The sequence below is a fragment of the Streptomyces sp. SS7 genome (assembly GCF_037993025.1).
In the GTDB taxonomy this organism is placed as follows: domain Bacteria; phylum Actinomycetota; class Actinomycetes; order Streptomycetales; family Streptomycetaceae; genus Streptomyces.
Window position 1 is genome coordinate 4,590,754 of the sequence record NZ_CP141223.1, and the last position, 18,358, is coordinate 4,609,111.

Annotated in this window: 19 protein-coding genes; 3 read left to right on the forward strand and 16 right to left on the reverse strand. The window is 73.5% G+C overall.

What is annotated here, in order from left to right:
- Positions 1-40 precede the first annotated feature (40 nt).
- From U5640_RS21145 to U5640_RS21185, 9 genes are all read right to left on the reverse strand, one after another.
- Positions 41-1,273, reverse strand: a complete 1,233-nt coding sequence (locus U5640_RS21145) for an acyltransferase (RefSeq protein ID WP_340377333.1) — start codon at positions 1,271-1,273, stop codon at positions 41-43.
- Entirely contained in the window at positions 1,266-2,225 is a 960-nt protein-coding gene (locus U5640_RS21150) for an alpha/beta hydrolase (protein ID WP_340377334.1), read from the reverse strand. Before U5640_RS21150 ends, U5640_RS21145 begins: the two co-directional genes overlap by 8 nt.
- 323 nt (positions 2,226-2,548) lie before the next feature.
- Positions 2,549-3,433, reverse strand: a complete 885-nt coding sequence (locus tag U5640_RS21155) for an alpha/beta hydrolase (RefSeq protein WP_340377335.1) — start codon at positions 3,431-3,433, stop codon at positions 2,549-2,551.
- Positions 3,434-3,731: 298 nt separating this feature from the next.
- Positions 3,732-4,916 carry a kynureninase gene (gene kynU / locus U5640_RS21160; protein ID WP_340377336.1) on the reverse strand — a complete coding sequence of 395 codons (1,185 nt, stop codon included), beginning with the start codon at positions 4,914-4,916 and terminating at the stop codon, positions 3,732-3,734.
- On the reverse strand, positions 4,909-5,748 hold the full coding sequence (locus U5640_RS21165; protein ID WP_340377337.1) for a tryptophan 2,3-dioxygenase family protein: 840 nt from the start codon (positions 5,746-5,748) through the stop codon (positions 4,909-4,911). Before U5640_RS21165 ends, kynU begins: the two co-directional genes overlap by 8 nt.
- 302 nt (positions 5,749-6,050) lie before the next feature.
- Positions 6,051-6,347, reverse strand: a complete 297-nt coding sequence (locus U5640_RS21170) for a hypothetical protein (protein WP_340377338.1) — start codon at positions 6,345-6,347, stop codon at positions 6,051-6,053.
- Between the two features lie 283 nt (positions 6,348-6,630).
- Positions 6,631-6,858, reverse strand: a complete 228-nt coding sequence (locus tag U5640_RS21175) for a DUF1918 domain-containing protein (protein WP_340377339.1) — start codon at positions 6,856-6,858, stop codon at positions 6,631-6,633.
- 377 nt (positions 6,859-7,235) lie between these two features.
- A complete protein-coding gene (locus U5640_RS21180; protein ID WP_340377340.1) occupies positions 7,236-7,547 on the reverse strand; it encodes a DUF3303 family protein in 312 nt (103 codons plus the stop codon).
- Between the two features lie 329 nt (positions 7,548-7,876).
- Complete coding sequence (locus U5640_RS21185; RefSeq protein WP_340377341.1) at positions 7,877-8,296, reverse strand: CBS domain-containing protein; 420 nt, start codon at positions 8,294-8,296, stop codon at positions 7,877-7,879.
- A 534-nt stretch (positions 8,297-8,830) separates the two neighbouring features.
- Between U5640_RS21185 and U5640_RS21190 the strand changes: the two genes are divergently transcribed.
- On the forward strand, positions 8,831-9,040 hold the full coding sequence (locus U5640_RS21190; protein ID WP_340377342.1) for a hypothetical protein: 210 nt from the start codon (positions 8,831-8,833) through the stop codon (positions 9,038-9,040).
- A 341-nt stretch (positions 9,041-9,381) separates the two neighbouring features.
- Positions 9,382-10,239 carry a universal stress protein gene (locus tag U5640_RS21195; protein ID WP_340377343.1) on the forward strand — a complete coding sequence of 286 codons (858 nt, stop codon included), beginning with the start codon at positions 9,382-9,384 and terminating at the stop codon, positions 10,237-10,239.
- 79 nt (positions 10,240-10,318) lie between these two features.
- Here the strand turns inward: U5640_RS21195 and U5640_RS21200 are convergent, their stop codons facing one another.
- The gene (locus tag U5640_RS21200; RefSeq protein WP_340377344.1) at positions 10,319-10,849 is read right to left on the reverse strand and encodes a CBS domain-containing protein; all 531 of its coding nucleotides are present in this window, start codon (positions 10,847-10,849) and stop codon (positions 10,319-10,321) included.
- A gap of 256 nt (positions 10,850-11,105) precedes the next feature.
- Between U5640_RS21200 and U5640_RS21205 the strand changes: the two genes are divergently transcribed.
- The gene (locus tag U5640_RS21205) at positions 11,106-11,525 is read left to right on the forward strand and encodes a DUF3151 domain-containing protein (RefSeq protein WP_340377345.1); all 420 of its coding nucleotides are present in this window, start codon (positions 11,106-11,108) and stop codon (positions 11,523-11,525) included.
- 84 nt (positions 11,526-11,609) lie between these two features.
- Here the strand turns inward: U5640_RS21205 and U5640_RS21210 are convergent, their stop codons facing one another.
- The 6 genes from U5640_RS21210 to U5640_RS21235 all read right to left on the reverse strand — a co-directional run bounded on the left by U5640_RS21210 (position 11,610) and on the right by U5640_RS21235 (position 18,298).
- Positions 11,610-13,079, reverse strand: a complete 1,470-nt coding sequence (locus U5640_RS21210) for an MFS transporter (protein ID WP_340377346.1) — start codon at positions 13,077-13,079, stop codon at positions 11,610-11,612.
- 58 nt (positions 13,080-13,137) lie between these two features.
- Positions 13,138-14,160, reverse strand: a complete 1,023-nt coding sequence (gene fbaA / locus U5640_RS21215) for a class II fructose-bisphosphate aldolase (protein WP_340377347.1) — start codon at positions 14,158-14,160, stop codon at positions 13,138-13,140.
- 150 nt (positions 14,161-14,310) lie between these two features.
- Positions 14,311-14,865 carry an orotate phosphoribosyltransferase gene (gene pyrE / locus U5640_RS21220; protein ID WP_340377348.1) on the reverse strand — a complete coding sequence of 185 codons (555 nt, stop codon included), beginning with the start codon at positions 14,863-14,865 and terminating at the stop codon, positions 14,311-14,313.
- Between the two features lie 10 nt (positions 14,866-14,875).
- Complete coding sequence (locus U5640_RS21225) at positions 14,876-15,667, reverse strand: aldose 1-epimerase (RefSeq protein WP_340377349.1); 792 nt, start codon at positions 15,665-15,667, stop codon at positions 14,876-14,878.
- Between the two features lie 37 nt (positions 15,668-15,704).
- Positions 15,705-16,586 (reverse strand): SRPBCC domain-containing protein, encoded by an 882-nt coding sequence (locus tag U5640_RS21230; RefSeq protein ID WP_340377350.1) that lies wholly within the window; start codon positions 16,584-16,586, stop codon positions 15,705-15,707.
- 107 nt (positions 16,587-16,693) lie between these two features.
- Positions 16,694-18,298: a polyamine aminopropyltransferase gene (locus U5640_RS21235; protein ID WP_340377351.1), complete on the reverse strand. Its 1,605-nt coding sequence runs from the start codon at positions 18,296-18,298 to the stop codon at positions 16,694-16,696.
- Positions 18,299-18,358: the final 60 nt, after the last annotated feature.

Genomic DNA, 18,358 nt, shown 5'->3' on the forward strand with positions numbered 1-18,358 from the left:
CGTCCTGGTGCCGTGACCGGAACTAGTGCCGTGACCGGGACTAGACACGACGGGCCTCACGCAGGCCCGAAGGCTGCGGCGGCCCTCCGGCCCGCACCACACGTGTCCGCCCCCGGCCGGCTCCCCGCCGCCGGGCCCGACCCCGCCCGCCGTGGGCCGCGGACTCGAAGCCGTGGAACGCCGCCCAGCACACCGTCAGCGCCAGTGCGAAGACCGGCAGCCACAGCAGCCGCGCCGCGACCCAGTCCAGCCCGTCGGGCCGGGTGTGCAGACCGGGGAGGCGGCCGTCCAGGAGGGCCGTCGCGGTGGTCGCCATCATCGCCGTCTGGTGCCACAGGAACACCGTCATCGCGGAGAGGTTGACCAGCGCCACCGCCGCCCAGGCCACCGGCCGCCGCATGGCGCGGCGCAGCGGACCGCGCAGCAACAGGGCCAGTCCGCACTGGGCGAGGCCGAAGGTGACGGCGGCCAGGGTCGGCGGGTCGAGGTTGGAGACCGCAGCGCCGGGCACGCCCACCATCGACGCCGGATAGCCCGCGAAGACCACCAGCACCGCCGTCGCCGCGGTGCCCCCGAGGAGCAGGGTCCAGCCCGCGCGCGGGCGCTCCAGCTCGCCCCGGGACCAGGCCGCGCCCAGCGTGTAGGGCACCAGCCAGCCGGCCGCCAGGTTCACCCAGCCGAGCCAGGACGGGCCGCCCGGGCCGAACCGCACCAGGTCCACGTGGAGGACGACCGCCAGCGGCCACAGCGGACTGAGCCGGGTCAGCAGCGGGGTGGCGGCCGTGAGCGCGGCGAACACCAGCAGGAACCACAGCGGGGACAGCGCGAGTTTCACCACGGTGTGCACGGTGACGAAGGAGGCGCCGCCCAGCAGCAGGGCCGCCGTGGTCACCGCCCACACCGCCAGAACGGCCGTGACGGGCAGGAACAGCCGGGACAGCCGGGCGCGCAGCCAGGTGCCGTAGGCCGTGCCGCGGGCGCGGGCCGAGGCGAGGCCCCGGGTCGCGACATGGCCGCCGACCATGAAGAACACCGCGAGGGTCTGGAACACCCAGGAGACCGGTGCCAGCCCGGGCAGGGTGCCGAGCGGGCTCGCCGCGCGCAGGGTGTCGCCGTCGGCGACGAGGGCGGTCACCAGCCAGTGACCGAGGACCACACCGAGGATGGCCAGCGCCCGCAGGGCGTCCACGGCACGGTCGCGGTGCGGGGGTGTGCCGTCCTGGATCCGGGCGGCGGCACGCCGTATGCCCCTGGTGGCGTGCAGGTCAGACACGGGTCACCTCCGTCGTCTCGCCGAGCACGATCCGGGCGAGGTTGGCCAGGGAGGCCGAGCCCGGGGAGAAGTAGTCGCTGTGGCCGCCGTCGCCGGCGCGGAAGACCCGGGCGCCGAAGGCCGGGGAGACCGGGTCGGTGCCGAAGCCGACCGTCGTGCCGAACAGGCCGGTGCTGACGTGCGGCACGTGCGCCACCCAGTCGTCGGCGCCCCGGGCCGCCCAGACGCGCGCCCGGGTGTGCAGGCCGGCCACCGTGTCCGCGCCGGTGCCGGGGCTGCCGAGCAGGACGATGTCGTCGACGTCGAGGTGCGCGGCGGAGCGGCCGCACACGACCGAGCCGTACGAGTGACACAGGAGGGAGACGTGGGTGCCCGGCCCGGTGACGGCGCGCAGCTCGCGCAGGAACTCCCCGAGCCGCGGGGCGGCCTCCTCGGCGCGGGTCGGGGTGAGCACCGTCGTGCTGACCGTGGCCGGGGTGGTGTAGCCGAGCCAGGCCACGACGGCCGTACGGCTGCCGCCGTGCTCGGAGGAGAGCCGCTCGTACAGGGCCGAGGCGCCCGCGCGGAAGCGGCCGTAGGTGTCCAGCGAGGTGTCGGAGCCCGGGATCAGGACGGCGAGCCTGTCGGCGTGGGCGAGATCCCCGAACACCTCCGTGGCCCGGCCCTCGCCCCGGCCGTCGAAGGCGAGCAGTCTGCGCGAGGGGGCGGCCATCTCCCGGTCGGCCGCCGCGCGGTGGCCGTCACCGTGGGCCGCGGCCGTCCGGGCCGCCAGGGCCGCGTTGGCCCGGTTGGCGGCGTAGGCCTCGTCGAGCGTCGCGGCCGTCAGCGGGGCGAGGTGGGCCGGAGCGGGCGCGGGGACGGCGGGCCGGGCCGCCGCGGTGAGCGGCACGACCACGGCGGCGGTGACCAGCACGGCCGGCAGCACCCGCAACCGACGCCACCCGCGCGCCACCCTCTCCTCACGGCCCCGCCCGGCACCCACCTCACGGCCCCGCCCGGCACCCACCGCACCCTGCTCCCGACCGGGCCCGGCACCGACTTCACGGCCCCGCCCGGCCGCCGTCCCACGGCCCCGCCCGGCGCCCTCTTCACGTCCCCACCCGCGCATGCCCGATGCCCGCCCCTCCGCGCCGGTTCGCCCGTCATCGGGCCTGCCAGGCTTGGAAGTTACGCATCGCCGCTCGTCGTCCGCGTCCCACTGCGGAGCTGTCCCGCGGCGTAGCTCTCAGGTATTACGGGTACGACAGGCACACCCCTCCGGGTGGCGCGCCACGCTCACCACGCCAGCTGGGCGATCTCCTCCGCCACCACCGCGCAGGCGTCCGCCACCGGGTCGATCAGGGGGAAGTGGCCCACGTCCTCCAGCAGGGTCAGCCCCACCACCTCGCCCGCCTTGGCCGCGGCGTCCGCGTACGCCTCGGCGACCGGCTCGGGCACGACCAGGTCCGTGCGGCCCTGGACGAGGGTCGTCGCGATACCGGTCGGGAGCAGGAGGGCCGGATCGGCGTACGGCAGGCGTTCGGTGAACTGCTCCTCGCCGCCCAGGAGTTGCCTGGCCGCGCCGCCGCACACGTCCAGCTTCTCCGCCACCGTGAAGTCCGCGATGGGGGCGAGCGCGACGACCCCCCGCAGCGCGGTGGACCCTGCGGTGCGCCAGGGGGCGTCGGCGGGCAGGACGTGCCGGGCCGCGGCCCACAGCGCGAGGTGGCCGCCCGCGGAGTGGCCGGTGAGCACGGTCCGGCGGGCGTCGGCCTGCGGCAGCGCCTGCCGGGCGAGCTCGGGAAGCGCGTCGAGGGCCGCGGCGACGTCGTCGAAGGTGTCGGGCCAGCGCCCTGCGACCGGGGGTGTGCCCTGCCCGGCCGCCCCCTCCGCGCCCCGCCGGTACTCCACGTTGGCCACGGCGAACCCGCGGCGGGCCAGATAGTCGGCGAACGGCGTGATGTGCCGCCGGTCGTACGGCGCCCGCCACGCGCCGCCGTGCAGCACCACGACCAGGGGAACGGGGCCCCCGGGTCCGACCTGTGCCTTCGGGGCATAGAAGTCGATCACCTGGTCGGGGTGGTCGCCGTACGCGGCGGTGGCGTCGGGGTCGACGGGCGGGTGCGAGAAGGCCGACTTCTCCTCGGCAACGGCCCGGGCAGCGACGACGTCGTCCGGCATGCTCCAACCTCTCAGCGATGAAACGGTTTTGGACGGTACGGGGTGGCGGACCAGGTGAGAATTTCGGCCGTTGGCGGGGACGGTATCAGGCACGTGACGTGCGCGGACACGCGGATGTCACGCACGGTGAGGGTAAACGGTTCTCTACGCACCGCCCGCCCCGCCGCCCTGCCCGTCGAGCCCCACCTCCGTACCCCTGCCGCACTCCCACCCCCATACGCAGCCGACCACCGGCTTCACTCAGCTCACCGGTGGTCGGCACAGGGGTTCGAGGACCGTCGGGGCCGTCGAGAGAGCGTCAGCCGAGGATCTCCCCCAGCACCCGGGCCGCCCGCTCGACGTCCGCGAAGCCGACGTACAGCGGGGTGAACCCGAATCGCAGCACGTCAGGGCGGCGGAAGTCGCCGACGACCCCGCGTTCGACCAACTGCCGCATGACGTCACCGGCGGCCGAGCAGCGCAGCGCCACCTGGCTGCCCCGCTCCTCGTGACGGACCGGGGTCAGCGACTCGACACGCCCCTCGGGGACGTACTCCGCGACGCACTCCAGGAAGAAGTCCGTCAGGGACAGGGACTTGGCCCTGACCGCGTCGATCGAGACGCCCTCCCAGACGTCGAGCGCCGCCTCCAGGGCGAGCATGGACAGGATGTCCGGGGTGCCCACCCGGCCGCGCACCGCCCCGTCCGCCGGCTCGTAGTCGCCGCGCATCCCGAACGGCTCGGCGTGCGAGTTCCAGCCGGGCAGCGGGGAGTCGAAGCGGTCCTGGAGACCGGCACGCACATACAGGTACGCCGGCGAACCGGGGCCGCCGTTCAGGTACTTGTAGGTGCAGCCGACCGCGAGGTCCACGCCGTGCGCGTCCAGGCCGACCGGCAGGGCGCCCGCGCTGTGGCACAGGTCCCAGACGGAGACCGCGCCCGCCGCGCGCACGGCGGCGGTGAGCGAGGGCAGGTCGTGCAGCCGGCCGGTGCGGTAGTCGACGTGGTTGAGCAGGACGGCCGCCGTACGGTCCGACAGCGCGTCCGGCACCTGCGCGGGGAGGACCGGCCGCAGCGTCCGGCCGGTCATGCGGGCCGCAGACTCGGCGAGGTAGCCGTCCGTGGGGAAGGTGGTCGCGTCGACGAGGATCTCGTCCCGCCCCTCCCCCGCGATCCGCACCGCGCCCACCAGCGCCTTGAAGACGTTGACGCTGGTCGAGTCGCCCACCACGACCTGCCCGGCCGCGGCGCCCACCAGCGGGGCGATCCGGTCGCCGATCCGCTCGGGCGCGGTCCACCAGCCGCTCTCGTCCCAGGAACGGATGCGCAGCTCGCCCCACTGCCGGCGGACCACGTCCGCGACACGTCCGGGGACGGCGGCGGGCAGCGCGCCGAGCGAGTTGCCGTCGAGATAGACCGCCTCGTCGAGGACGAACTCGGCACGCTTGTCGGCCAGTCGGTCACCGGAGTCCAGCTCCCGTGCCTTGAACGCGAGGTCAGACATACGACCTCGCCGTCCACAGCTCCGGGAAGACGTTCTTCTGGGCGCGCTTCTCCAGCCAGGCCACGCCGGCCGAGCCACCGGTGCCCGCCTTGGCGCCCATCGCACGCCGGGTGGCGACCAGATGGTCGTTGCGCCAGCGCCACACCAGCTCGGCGACATCCGTCAACGCCTCACCGAGACGCGCGAGTTCGTCGGAGCCGTCACCGGCGTACAGGGCGGTCCACACGGCCTCCACCTCGGCGGAGGGCTCGTAGCGCTGCGAGACGTCCCGCGTCAGGACGGCGTCCGGTACGGGATGGCCCCGGCGGGCCAGCAGCCGCAGCACCTCGTCGTAGAGGGACGGCTCGTGCAGCGCCTTCTCCAGCTCGGCGTGGACGCGCGGCGCGCCGCGGTGCGGGACCAGCATGGACGCGGACTTCTCGGCGAGCAGGAACTCCATCCGCCGGTACATCGCCGACTGGAAGCCGGAGCCCTCGCCGAGGGCGGCCCGGTAGGAGTTGAACTGGGCGGGGGTGAGCTGGGCGAGCGGCCGCCAGGAGGCGTTCAGCGCCTCCAGCTCCCGTACGGAACGCTTCAGCGCGTCGATCGCGACCTGCACGTCGTCCGCGCGCAGCGCCCCGGCCGCCGTCTCCCACTCGTGCACGATGACCGTGAACCACAGCTCCATGACCTGGGTCGTGACCAGGAAGACCATCTCTCCGGGATCGTCGGAGAGGGTGTGCTGGAGGTGGGTGAGAACGTCTGCCCTGACGTAGTCCTCGTACGGCGTGGTGCCGTCGAAGTCGAGATGCGGGGTCTCGGGCTCCTGCGGTTCGTGAGCCTCATGGGACATCGCTGTCTCCTGCTGTACTCCGGGTAGCGGTCCGCCCCTGCCGATGCCGACACGGGGGCCCCGGTCCCCACCCGCATCTTCCGCATCAGGAGCCGATCCCGCAAGGCCCGCCCGGATCCCGGACGGGCCTGCTCACGGGGACGTGGGAGGGCGGGCCTCCGTCGGTCCGGCCCAAGCCCACGGGAGAAGCGGGGAGCGGGATGGGGTGTGACGGGCCGCCTCGGTGACCGTCCACGTCACCGAGGCGGAGGTCTCCGGTGCCCAGCGGGACGGCACCGACATCGCGGACGGGATCGCGGCTCTCAGAACCATTCTCCCGTCCGCGCCGGTACAGGTACGGCAGCGCCACCGCCGACCCGCACCGCTTCCACCACCGCCTGGTGCAGCTGCCTGCTGTCATGCTCGGTAGGGCAGGGCATCGGGCTGCCGGCGAGGGTGTACCACTGCGTGGTGTCCGTGTACCGCACCGCGACGTGGGCCTGGCTGGCGTCCCAGGTGGTGCGTACGGTCAGATTGCCGGACAAGATCCCCGCCTGGTCCGTGCGAGCGCCTCCTCGCCCGGTGAACACGCCTTTCGTCGTCCATGTAGCTGCGGCCATGACTTCGTCCTCCTGTCTCCTGATCGCAAACGGGTCTGCGCGAAGCGCCCGCCGGGGGGTGCCGTCGCGCCCCGACCGCTCCGGCGGCATCAGCCGAAGAGCCGTCGCACCCGGATCGTGTCGACACCCCGCCGTCCGGTCCCCGGCAGCGGTGGCCGAGCGCCCGAACAGTTCAGCCGTGCGGTGCGGCCCCCCGCCGATGTCAGGTCCGCGGCGCGTCGCGTCGGCAGCCTGGCACCACAGACGTCCCGGCCCGTCCGCTCGCCTTCTCGGTCGCGGCTGGTCACCGGTTCTCCCGCATCGGGTGGGGCCGACCCGCGTCGTGTGCCGGTCGGGTTTCGATCACACAGCCGGGACCGGGGAAGATCTCGCTCTCGTGACCGTCGTCGTACCGCAGACGGTAAGGGGGTTCGCCGTTTCGGCCCATTACCTCGACCACGGTGGCATGGTGTTCCGGATCTCCGGCTTTCCTGCCGGTGAAGCGCATGACATCCCCCACCTGCGCATGCATGGCCGCTCACTCCTCACCCACTCAGGAACGGACATATTTCTCACTGTGTGACATTTCAGGCTTTGCTCACTTCCAAGGATCGCCCATCGCCCGAGGCGCGAGATGGGCCGGTCGGGCCAACCCGATGGCCGGGCGGCCCCGTGGGGGGGTCGGCCCCTCCCCGGGCTCGCGGGCGCACCCCGGGCCGGCCCGCCGATCCTGCACCACGGGCAGCTCGCAGGCGAGGCGCAGCACGCCGTCCGGTACCGCCGTCGACGAGCCGGACGGGATCATCCACTCGATGCGACCCGCCGCGCTCCGGCTCGGCGCCCCGCCCGACCGGCGATGACCCGACACCGGGTGAAGGCAGGGCCGCCCGCCCGGCCCTGCCTCTCCGGCTACGCGCGCCGCTGTTCGAGGACGGAGGGACCCATCTTCAGCCCCTCCTCCGCGGAGATCGCCGGGCAGGTGGTCACCTGGAAACCGTCGCCCCAGGTAAACGCGATGTCCATGATCGGGGCGAAGTCGTCGGCGTCGAACACCACGACGATCGCCATGTCCTCCGAGGCCGTCCAGTACTCGCCGACGACCGTCACGTCGTCCGGGTACGACCACTGAGCGCGCCGGATGAGGATGCCGTCACGCTCCTCACGGGTCAGTCCTGGCTGCCAGCGCATGGTCATGACATAGAGCATGGTGATCTCCTGCAAGAAGCGGATGCTGAAGACAGGGACGAAAGCTGCGGACGGTCACCGGGAAGGCTCCTCGGAGAGCGCCATACGGGCGGCTTCCTCCGGCTCACCGAACCGAACCCGGGTGGAAGCCACGCGGTGACGGGAGCGTCGAAGCCGGCCGTCAGCGGGGAGGGCACCGCACCGTGTGGGCCCGAGGGCCCGAGCGGACCCGGATCCCGTCCGGGGCCGTCCCGCAGCCCGTAGCCTTGCTCAGGCCGCGCGGTCGCCGCGTGCGATGTCCACGACACGCCGCCACCGGCCCGGCTCCCGTTCCCCCTCCGGCGCGGAGCCGCGGTGGGGGACCGTCACCGCACCGCGCAGACAGCCTCGACGAAGTGGCCCACCTGCTCTTCGGGAAGGTGGCGTGCGAGATCCGCCTCGCTGATCATGCCGACGAGGCGATGGTCGTCGACCACCGGCAGCCTACGGATCCTGTGCTCCTCCATGGCCTGGAGGACCTGGTCGGCGTCGGCCCCGGCGTCCACCGTGACCGGCTTGCCCTGCTCCAGCTGACCCGCGGTCATGGTGCTGGGGTCCTTGCCCCGGGCAAGGCACTTCACCACGATGTCACGGTCTGTGATGATCCCGTGGAGCCGGTCGTCGGGTCCGCAGATCGGCAGGGCTCCCACGTCGAGTTCCTTCATCCGGCGCGCCGCGTCCAGGAGTGTTTCGTTCTCCTGAACACACGTGGCCCCGACGTGCATGATGTCCCGGGCGGCGGTCATGGTCGTCTCCTTCGGACGTTGCTGCCGGCGCGGGGAAAGCCCCTGGAGTCTGGCCGACCCCGGCCGGTACTCCTCCAGTCCAGTGTGAGCGCTCGGCGTTTTCCACGCATGCCGGGAACGGACGGGCCGTGAACCCGCCCGTGTACGACGCCGCTTGTTCCCGCACGTCCGGCTGCCGACCCGTACCGTCCGCCCTAGCATGGAGCCGACAGGGCAGGGAGAGGAAAGCCTTCGCGTACGCGGACTGTCCCGCGCATGAGGACTGACACCGCCGGGCGGGCCGGTCCGGCGCGAACCCGCCACCTCCTCCGCTGGAGCCGACTGCCCCCGTGTCGGCACCTGCCGAACGGCAGACATGCCACCCCGTGCGGTGAAAGGCGACCCACGCCTGAGCGGAAGGGGAAGAACCATGTCCGTAGCCATTCCGTGCCGCCTTCCGCACCACCGGCGTGCGGTCGCCGCCGCCGGAAACGAAGGGAGCCGGCGAACACCGTGACGGCCCGTTCCTGTCATCGCCGTACAAGGGAGCACGACATGACACAGCACCACTCCCCCCGGTCGGATGCCACCCCCGAGCCGGAAGCCCGGCTGAGCCTGCTGGAAACGCAGGTCACCGCCCTGGCCGAGGCCGTCCGGGCACTCGCCCAGGGTTTGGAGAGCGTCCCCTCGGAGGACACTCCGCCCGAGGACGCGGCACGTGGCGCACGACTCGCCCACGAACTCCTCCTCTCCCAGGGACTGTAGGAACGGACCGCCCGAGAAGGACACCGGAGAGTCACACGACGCCCCACGCGCGGGAAACGCGAGCCGGCCGTGGGGCGGGCCTCGAGCGCGTGCCACGAAACGGCTGCCGCGTGTCTTCCCGCGGCGGGCCCGGGCGATCCGCGAGGACATCACGACGGATGTCCTCGGCGGCACTGCCGTCCGGTGCCGCCGAGCGGGGGCGCGACGAGCGGAGGTACGCGGCGAGGACCCCTGAAGGGGCGCACAGCGGCCCCGCGTCTGCGACCTGGTCCGAACGACAGGCCCCCGTTCCACCGGTCCGGCGGCGGCGAACGCCGACGACCGCAATCCCGGGAGAGAAAATGACTGGTCCGATCTTGGTCGGGGTCGACGGCTCCGGGCGCAGTCTTCGCGCACTGGTGTGGGCCGCCCAGGAGGCGGCGCTGCGCAGGTGTCCGCTGCGCATCGTCCACGTCGTACCCCCCGCACACACCTACGCGACAACCGAGGAAGGGCGCGCCCGGGAAGAGAGCCGGCACGACCGGGGGATCGTGGCCGAGGCCACTGCGATCGCGCTGGACGCCCACCCGGACCTGGAACTGACCTCCGCCGTGCCTTCCGGTGCCCCGGCACCCGTGCTCCTGGCGGAGGCCGAAGACGCTCACACGGTCGTGCTCGGCGCCAAGGGCCGAGGTGGCTTCGGGAGCCTCCTGCTCGGTTCGGTCGCCTTGCAGGTCGTCGGTCACGCGGACCCTCCTGTGGTGATCGTCAACCACGTCCCCATCGGGCACCGTCGCGTCGTCGTCGGCGTCGACGGATCGGAGTACTCCGACGCCGCTCTGGCCTACGCCTTCCAACAGGCTTCCCTGCGCGGCGCACAACTCCAGGCCCTGCACGCCTGGAGCAACCCGCTGCCGCAGGCGGGGGTCAGCACCGTCCAGGACGCCATGGCCAAGGAACACCAACAGGCCCTGGAGGACTGGCTGGCCCCGCTGCGCGAGGAGTACCCCGGTGTGGAGGTGGTGGCGGAGGTCCCCGACGAACCTCCGGTCAACGCGCTCGCCCGCGCCTCCGACCGGGCCGACCTCCTGGTCGTCGGCTCCCGCGGGCGCGGCGGTTTCCGGGGCCTGACTCTCGGTTCCGTCAGCCACCACCTCCTGCAGTTCTCCCTGTGCCCCTTGGCGGTCGTTCGCCCACGTCCCCGGACCACCCCTGTCTGAGGGCGCTCGGTCCCGGCTCGGCCTCTCCGGGTGGCCGCGCCGGACGTATCACCTCGGCAAGTGCCTCGGTGGTGGGCGGTCAGGGCACCGCCGTTCCGCGGTGGCTCCGCCGGGGCGGGAGTCCCGGCAGCACCGTGGGCGGGAACTGCGGACGGTCGTCCGCGGGCGCATGCCCCAGCGGACCGCCGGCGAGGGCCGCGACGATGCCGGTCGCCGTCAGCACCCCGGCGAAACGGCCGTCTTCCGCCAGCACCGGGAGCGCGTCGGCCCCGGTGCAGCTCATCAGGTCGGCCGCGTGGCCCACGGTCTGCTCCACATGGACGAGCGCCGGCCTGCGGCCGGCCAGGAGGTCGCCCACGCGCGAGGCGGACAGCGCCACAGCCGGTGCCGCGCAGGCGACCGCCAGGTCGGCCCTGTCCAGAAGGCCCGCACAGCGACCGTCCGGATGCACGACCGGAACGTGACGGAAGCCGGATCGCTCCAGCAGTTCCCAGGCCACCAGCACCGTTTCGTCGACAGCGACCGTGAGCACGGCGGTGTGCATCACGACGGCGACCGTCCGCACCAGGACCGCCTGCTCATCAGGGACCGCCCTCGGCTGCTGTTCCATGGCTGTCTCCTTCCCTCCTCCTCGAACACCGCCACACGTCATCGGAGTGATCTCGGCCTTCCCCGCCGGAGTGGCCGCCGCGGGCCGAGCGGAGAGAGGCTGGAAGCAGAGGCTTCGGCGCCTCCGTCCGGCACCCGAGCACCGGCCCGATGTCCGCGGGGCCGAAGAGCGGGCAGTCGGCATGCGCCACTCCTGCCGTGCCCGCTTGCACTCGGCCAGGTCCCGGACGTTCGTCCCCGAGTGGCAGACTGCTCGCATGACCACGCACAAGAACCTGCTCGGCGGCCCGGACCCGACCTACCTGCCGGAGAACGAAGAGGCGTACCGTCTGCTGGGCGAGGAGTCCCTGACGCCCGCAGAGGTCGCGGCGAAGCACCCGACGTTCTCGCTCGCCTGGGCGATGCTCGCCGACGGCGCCTTCGAGGCGGGGCGGGTGGTCGAGTCGTACGCCTACGCGCGCACCGGCTATCACCGCGGTCTGGACTCGCTGCGCCGAGCCGGCTGGAAGGGACATGGCCCCATCCCCTGGGACCACCGGGCCAATCGCGGGTTCCTGCGCTGCCTCGCGGCCCTGGCCCGTGCCGCGGGCGCGATCGACGAGAAGGACGAGACGGAGCGTTGCTGGCAGTTCCTCAAGGACAGCAGCGCCGAGGCGTACACCGAACTGAAGCGGTAGTCACCGCAGTTGAGGACGGCTGTGCCGCCGTCACCGAGACAGCGGCGGCACGGAACGCAAGAAGGGACACGGGTCCGGTCGCGCTCACCCGAGCTCGCGGGGCGCCCGCCTCTCCCCCTCCAGCGGCGGCGCCGTCACACAGCAGTGGGTCCGGCACTCCGGGTGGTCGCAGTCCGGGGGCGGCCGGCGGACCGCGGTGAAGGCGAGGGCCGCGCCCACGACCAGGACGGCCGCGCACCACAGCATGGAGCGCCTGAACGGTCCCTCGAAGGCGTCCGCCGAGCGGTAGGAGTCGGCGCCCATGCCGGTCAGCAGCGGCAGGGCGGCGACCGCGACGAGCCCCGCCGCCCGCGCCGCCGCGTTGTTGATGCCGCTGGCGAGCCCCGCGCGGGTCACCTCCACCGAGGCCAGCACGGTCGCGGTCAGCGGGGCGACCAGGGTGACCAGGCCGACGCCGAGCACCAGGACGGCGGGAAACACGTCGGCGGCGTACGAGGCGTCCTCGCCGACCCGCAGCATCAGCAGCATGCCCGCCGCGCACAGCAGGGGCCCCACCGTGAGCGGGATGCGCGGCCCGATCCGCTCCGCCAGCTCACCGGAGCGGGAGGAGAACAGCAGCATCAGCAGCGTCGTCGGCAGCAGGGCCGTACCGGCGCCGAGCGCGGAGTACCCGGCGACGACCTGGAGCTGGACCACGGAGAGGAAGAAGAAGCCGCCGAGGGCCGCGTACACGCACAGCGTGACCAGGTTGACGGCGGTGAACTGGCGGGAGGCGAAGATGTCCGGCGGCATCATCGGATCGGACCGGTGCCGCTCCACCCCCACGAACGCCACGGCGGCCGCGATCCCCGCGACGGCCGCCGCGACCACGAGGAACGAGCCCTCGTCCGCCTCGATCAGCGCGTACGTGACGAGGCCCAGGGCCAGCGCGCCCAGCACCGCCCCCAGGACGTCGAACCGCCCGTGGGCGAGCGTGTCCCGGGACTCGGGCACGTGCCGCAGCGCCACCGGGACGCACACCACCGCCAGCGGCACGTTCAGCAGGAACACCCAGCGCCAGCCCGGCCCGTCGACCAGCCAGCCGCCCACGAAGGGCCCCACGGCCGCCCCGATGCCCCCGAAGCCGGACCACAGGCCGACGGCCCGGCCCCGGTCGTCGCGGTGGAAGGAGGCCTGGATCAGGGCGAGCGAGCCGGGGGTCAGCAGGGCGCCGCCGACCCCCTGCAGGGCGCGGGCCGCGACCAGCACGCCCGCGTTCGGTGCGAGGCCGCACAGCAGGGAGGCGGTGGCGAACCACACCACGCCCACCACGAACACCTTCCGGCGCCCGTAGCGGTCCCCCAGGGAGCCGCCCAGCAGGATCAGACCGGCCAGGGTCAGCATGTACGCGTTGACGGTCCACTGGAGCGCGGCGAGATCGGCGTCCAGGTCCTCCCCGATCCGGGGCAGGGCCACGTTGACGACCGTCGAGTCCAGCAGGGCCATGCTGGAACCGAGGACCGTGGTGAACACGATCCACTTTCCCTGGGGGGAGGCCATCCGGACATCGGGCATGCCCCAGGTATACAGCGAGCCCGGCGCCGTGGCACCGGGCTCGACCGCGTACGCCGGGTTACTTGATCTTCTGGCCCGCCGACCGCAGGTTCCGGGTGGCCTCGACGACCCGCGCGGCCATGCTGGCCTCGGCGAGCTTGCCCCAGGTCCGCGGGTCGTAGGTCTTCTTGTCGCCGACCTCGCCGTCGACCTTCAGGACGCCGTCGTAGTTCTGGAACATGTGGGCGGCCACGGGACGCGTGAAGGCGTACTGGGTGTCCGTGTCGATGTTCATCTTGACGACGCCGTTCTCCAGGGCGGTCGCGATCTCCTGCTCGGTGGAGCCGGAGCCGCCGTGGAAGACGAAGTCGAACGGGGACTGCTTGCCGAACTTGGCGGCGACGCCCTCGTTCAGCTCCTTCAGCAGCTCGGGGCGGAGGACGACGTTGCCCGGCTTGTACACGCCGTGGACGTTGCCGAAGGACGCGGCCAGCAGGTAGCGGCCCTTCTCGCCCAGGCCGAGCGCCTCGACGGTGCGGATCGCGTCCTCGACCGTGGTGTAGAGCGAGTCGTTGATCTCGTGCGAGACGCCGTCCTCCTCGCCGCCGGTCGGGGTGATCTCCACCTCGAGGATGATCTTCGCGGCGGCGGCGCGGGCCAGCAGCTCCTGCGCGATCGCGAGGTTGTCGGCGAGGGTCTCGGCGGAGCCGTCCCACATGTGCGACTGGAACAGCGGGTTGCGGCCGGCCTTCACGCGCTCCTCGGAGACCGCGAGCAGCGGACGTACGTACCCGTCGAGCTTGTCCTTCGGGCAGTGGTCGGTGTGCAGGGCGACGGTGACCGGGTACTTCTCGGCGACGATGTGCGCGAACTCGGCGAGGGCCACGGAGCCCGTCACCATGTCCTTGCTGTACTGGCCGCCCAGGAACTCGGCGCCACCCGTGGAGATCTGGACGATGCCGTCGCTCTCCGCCTCGGCGAAACCGCGCAGCGCCGCGTGCAGGGTCTGGGTCGAGGTGACGTTGATGGCCGGGTAGGCGAACTTGCCTGCCTTCGCCCGGTCGAGCATCTCGTTGTAGACCTCGGGGGTTGCGATGGGCATCTGTCCGCTCCTTGGTATCTGCGGGTTGGCGATGTGCGTACACGCGTACGCGTAGTGCTACGGCCCTGACCTAGACCTTGGGTGCGACGTCATCGTCGTCCCCATCTTTCCAGAGATGCGCGGATGGTCCATGCCTGGTCCAGCCGCTGGTCAGTCCAGACCCAGTTCGTCCTTCGAGAAGGCGAACAGATAGGGCACGCCCGCGCCCGCGCGGATCTTCTCGTCGGCGCCGGTCGCCCGGTCCACGATCGTCGCGACGGCCACCACCTCGGCGCCCGCCTCACGCACGGCCTCCACGGCCGTCAGCGGCGAGCCGCCGGTGGTGGAGGTGTCCTCGACGACCAGGACCCGGCGGCCCTTGATCTCGGGGCCCTCCACGCGCCGCTGCAGGCCGTGCGCCTTCGCCGCCTTCCGGACGACGAAGGCGTCCAGCCGACGGCCGCGCGCGGCGGCCGCGTGCAGCATGCTCGCGGCGACCGGGTCGGCGCCCATGGTGAGCCCGCCGACGGCGTCGAACTCCAGGCCCTCGGTGAGGTCGAGCAGCACCTGCCCGACCAGCGGGGCGGCCTCGCCGTCGAGGGTGACACGGCGGAGGTCGACGTAGTAGTCCGCCTCCAGACCCGACGACAGGGTCACCTTGCCGTGCACCACGGCCTTGTCCTTGATCTGCTGCAGCAGCGCGCCGCGTGCATCCACGTCCGTCATGCCGAACAGCTTAGAGGCGGATCCAGGACCAGGTGGTGGTGGCCTCCAGCGGCTCCAGCGGCGTGACCAGCCGCGGGAGGGTGTTCAGCCCGTTCGGCGGGCCGGTCTGCGGCTCCACGCACACGGCCGCGTCCTGCTCGTCGTAGACGACGACCCACTTCTCCGGGCTGGTCACCCGCACCGCGAGCTGTCCCGGCCAGGTCAGGGTGACGTCGACCCCGCCGGGCATCCCGAAGCAGTCGTCCCAGGGGCCGGGCTTCGGCTCGACGCGGTCGCCGGTCGGCAGGTGGTCCTCGCCGCGCTCCTCCTGCCAGGCCGGCTCGAAGGCGACCTCGACGGCCGGGCCGCCGCCCAGGGTGCGGTTGAACCAGGGGTGCCAGCCGATCTGCGCCGGGAACGACGAGCCGTGCGTCTCCACGCCCATGGTGAGCGTCAGGGAGTCCTCGGCCAGCCGGACGATCTGGGTGATCCGGCCGGGGTGGGGCCAGGGCTCCACCAGGTCGTACGTCAGGACGGTCTCGTCGGCCGTGACCCGGGCGACCTTCCAGGCGCCGTCGCGGGCGGTGCCGTGGATGGCGTGCGGGGCGGCGTTCAGCGGCATCTGGCGGACGGTGGCGCCGTCGAGGAACCGGCCGTCGCGGATCCGGCCGCACCAGGGGACCATCGGGAAGCAGCCGAACCGCTCCCCCTGCCGCAGCAGCTGACGCCCGTCGACGCGCAGTCCACCGACCCGGCCGCCGTTGCCCGGCTGCACGGTCACCTCCGCGTCGCCCGCGGTCAGCGTGATCTCTTCGTCACTCACGGGACGACCCTACTGGGCCGCTCAAGAGGGCGTTCCGCTACCGGCGGCGGCGCAGCGCCCGCCCCACGACGATCGCCGAGGCCACGACCAGCGCGGCGGCGGGGGCGGCCCAGCGCAGGGTGCTGTTCGGGGCGACGGTCTGCGGCGCGGGCACCGGCGCGTACCGCCCGCGCGGCGGCGCGTGATCGACCTCCTCCGCACTGCGCCCGATCATCGTCCGCCGCGCGTGGGCGGCCTCGGCGGGGGGCTGGACGTCGTCGAGGGGTGCAGGGGCTTCGGAGCCATCGGGGGCTCGGGCTTCAGGGGCTTCGGGTGACGCGGGGGACTCGTCCGGTGCGCCGGGGCCGTCGAGGTCCTCGCTCTCGAACCCGGGCGCCGCCGTGCCTTCGCCGGACACGGTGGGCCCGGCGGGCGCGTCGGCCTCCTCGCCCCCTTCCGGCGGCTCGGACTCGGCCTGCCCCTCCCGCTCCACCGGCTTCGCCTCCTCGGCCCCCGTCTCGGCCCCCGCCGCCAGGTTCTCCGCGAAGCGGTTCAGCAGGCGGGACACCGCCCCTCGTACCTGGTCCTCGGGGAGTTCGGTGACCCGGCCGGTCGCCGTGGCCGTGCCCTCGATGCGGAGGGTCGTGCCGGTGTCGGTCTCCCGGGTCCGGAGCCCGAGCGCGAGTTTCACCGTGCCGCCGCCGCGGGCCTCGGTCGCGTCGCCCTCCACGGCGTACGTCCCGTCCGCGCGCACGGAGAGCCGTACGGCCCCCCGGTAGGTGATCGTGTGGCCGCCGATCCGGACCTTCAGCCGGCCGGCGACGGGCGCGGTGCCGGCGTCCTGCTGGAGGCCGGGCACCGCGCGGGCCACCCTGGCGGGGTCGGCGAGGGCCGCCCTCAGCCGCTCGGCGGGAACGGGAACGAACACCTCTAGCTCCATAGGGCCGGAGCCTACCCAGCGGTCGCCGGTGCGCACCCGGCGAAACAGCGATTGGCCGTCGGTACCGGGGGTGACGTCCGTGCGTGACCTCCATACCGGGGGCGGCGTCAGTACCGGGGGTGCACGAGCGTCGACGGCGGCACGTCCGCCACCCGCGTCCGCCGCGCCGCCCGCGCGTCCGCCGCGAGGTCCGCCTGGGTGAGGGTGCGCAGCCGGACGCCGGGGTCGAGGCGCAGGGCGGGGCGGCTGCCGGGGGCGGCCAGGACGAACCCCCAGTCCGCGGGGGCGCGCTCGTGCCGGCCGGCGGCGTGGACGTCGACGCGGTAGGCGACGGGGTGCAGTCCGGCCGCCCGCAGGGTCGCCGCCACCGTCCAGAACGCCCGGTGCCGCCCGGCGACCGGACCGGCGTGCACGGCGATCCGCCCGCCGGGGGCGAGGGCGCGCCGGGCGAGCTCGTAGAACTCCTGGGAGTAGAGCTTGCTGCTGGCGGTGACGTCGGGGGCGGGCAGGTCCGCGAGGACGACGTCGTACCGCGCCGGGCGCGCCCCGCGCAGCCAGGGGAAGGCGTCGGCCGTGACGACATGGACGCGGGGGTCGTCGTAGACGTGGCCGTTGAGCCGGGAGAGGTCGGGGTCGGTGCGGGCGAGGCGGACCAGGCCGGCGTCGAGTTCGACGATGTCGACCCGGCGCACACCGGGGTGGGTGAGGGCTTCGCGGGCGGCGAGGCCGTCCCCGCCGCCCAGGACGAGCACGCGCGCGTGGCGGCCGTGCATCGCGGGGTGGACGAGGGCCTCGTGGTAGCGGCGCTCGTCGCCGCCGACCCGGAGCCGGCCGTCCAGGTAGAGGTCGAGGGGCCGGCCGGGGCGACCGCCGGTCAGGACGACCTCCTGGACGCCGGTCCGCAGGGCGACCCGTACGTCACCGCCGTAGACCGCCTGGCGCGCGGCCCGTTCGAAGTCGCCGACGAGGGCGGCGGCGGAGCCGAGGACGGCGATCACGGCGATGCCGGCGACCGGCAGCAGCCAGCGGGCGCGGCGGCCGAGGTCGCGCCGGAACAGGCCGAGGACCAGGGCGCCCCCGGCGACGACGTTGACCGTGCCGGTCAGCAGGGAGCTGGTCAGCTGGCCGCAGAACGGCAGCAGCAGGAAGGGGAAGGCGAGGCCGCCGACGAGCCCGCCGACGTAGTCCGCGGCGAACAGGTCGGCGACGGCGCCGCCCGCGTCCTGGCGGCGGACGCGCTGGATGAGCTCCATGAGGAGGGGGACCTCGGCGCCGATGAGCAGGCCGATGGCGAGGGAGAAGGCGACCAGGAGGATGCGCGGGCCGTCGGCCCACAGACCGCCCCAGTCGCCCGTCCAGGCGAACACCGCGTACAGCACCATCGCGCTGCATCCGCCGACCAGGGCGAGGACCACCTCCAGGGCGCCGAAGCCGGCTGCGGCGAACCGGCGCAGCCGTTTGGCCGCGAGCGAGCCGATGCCCATCGCGAAGACCATCACCGAGAGCACCACGGAGGCCTGGGTGACCGAGTCGCCCATCAAGTAGGAGGCGAGGGCGACCAGTTCCAGCTCGTAGACGAGACCGCAGGCCGCGCAGACGAACACGCACGCGAGGACCAGGAACCGCCCGACGTCCGGCCGGACGGGCAGCCGCGCGGGGCCGCGCCAGGGCGGTGGGGCGCAGGGCGGGGCCGGTGCGTGCGGTTCGATCACGGTGCGACGTTACGTCACGGGCCGGGGACGCAACGTCACCCACACGTGTGGAAGTCGGGC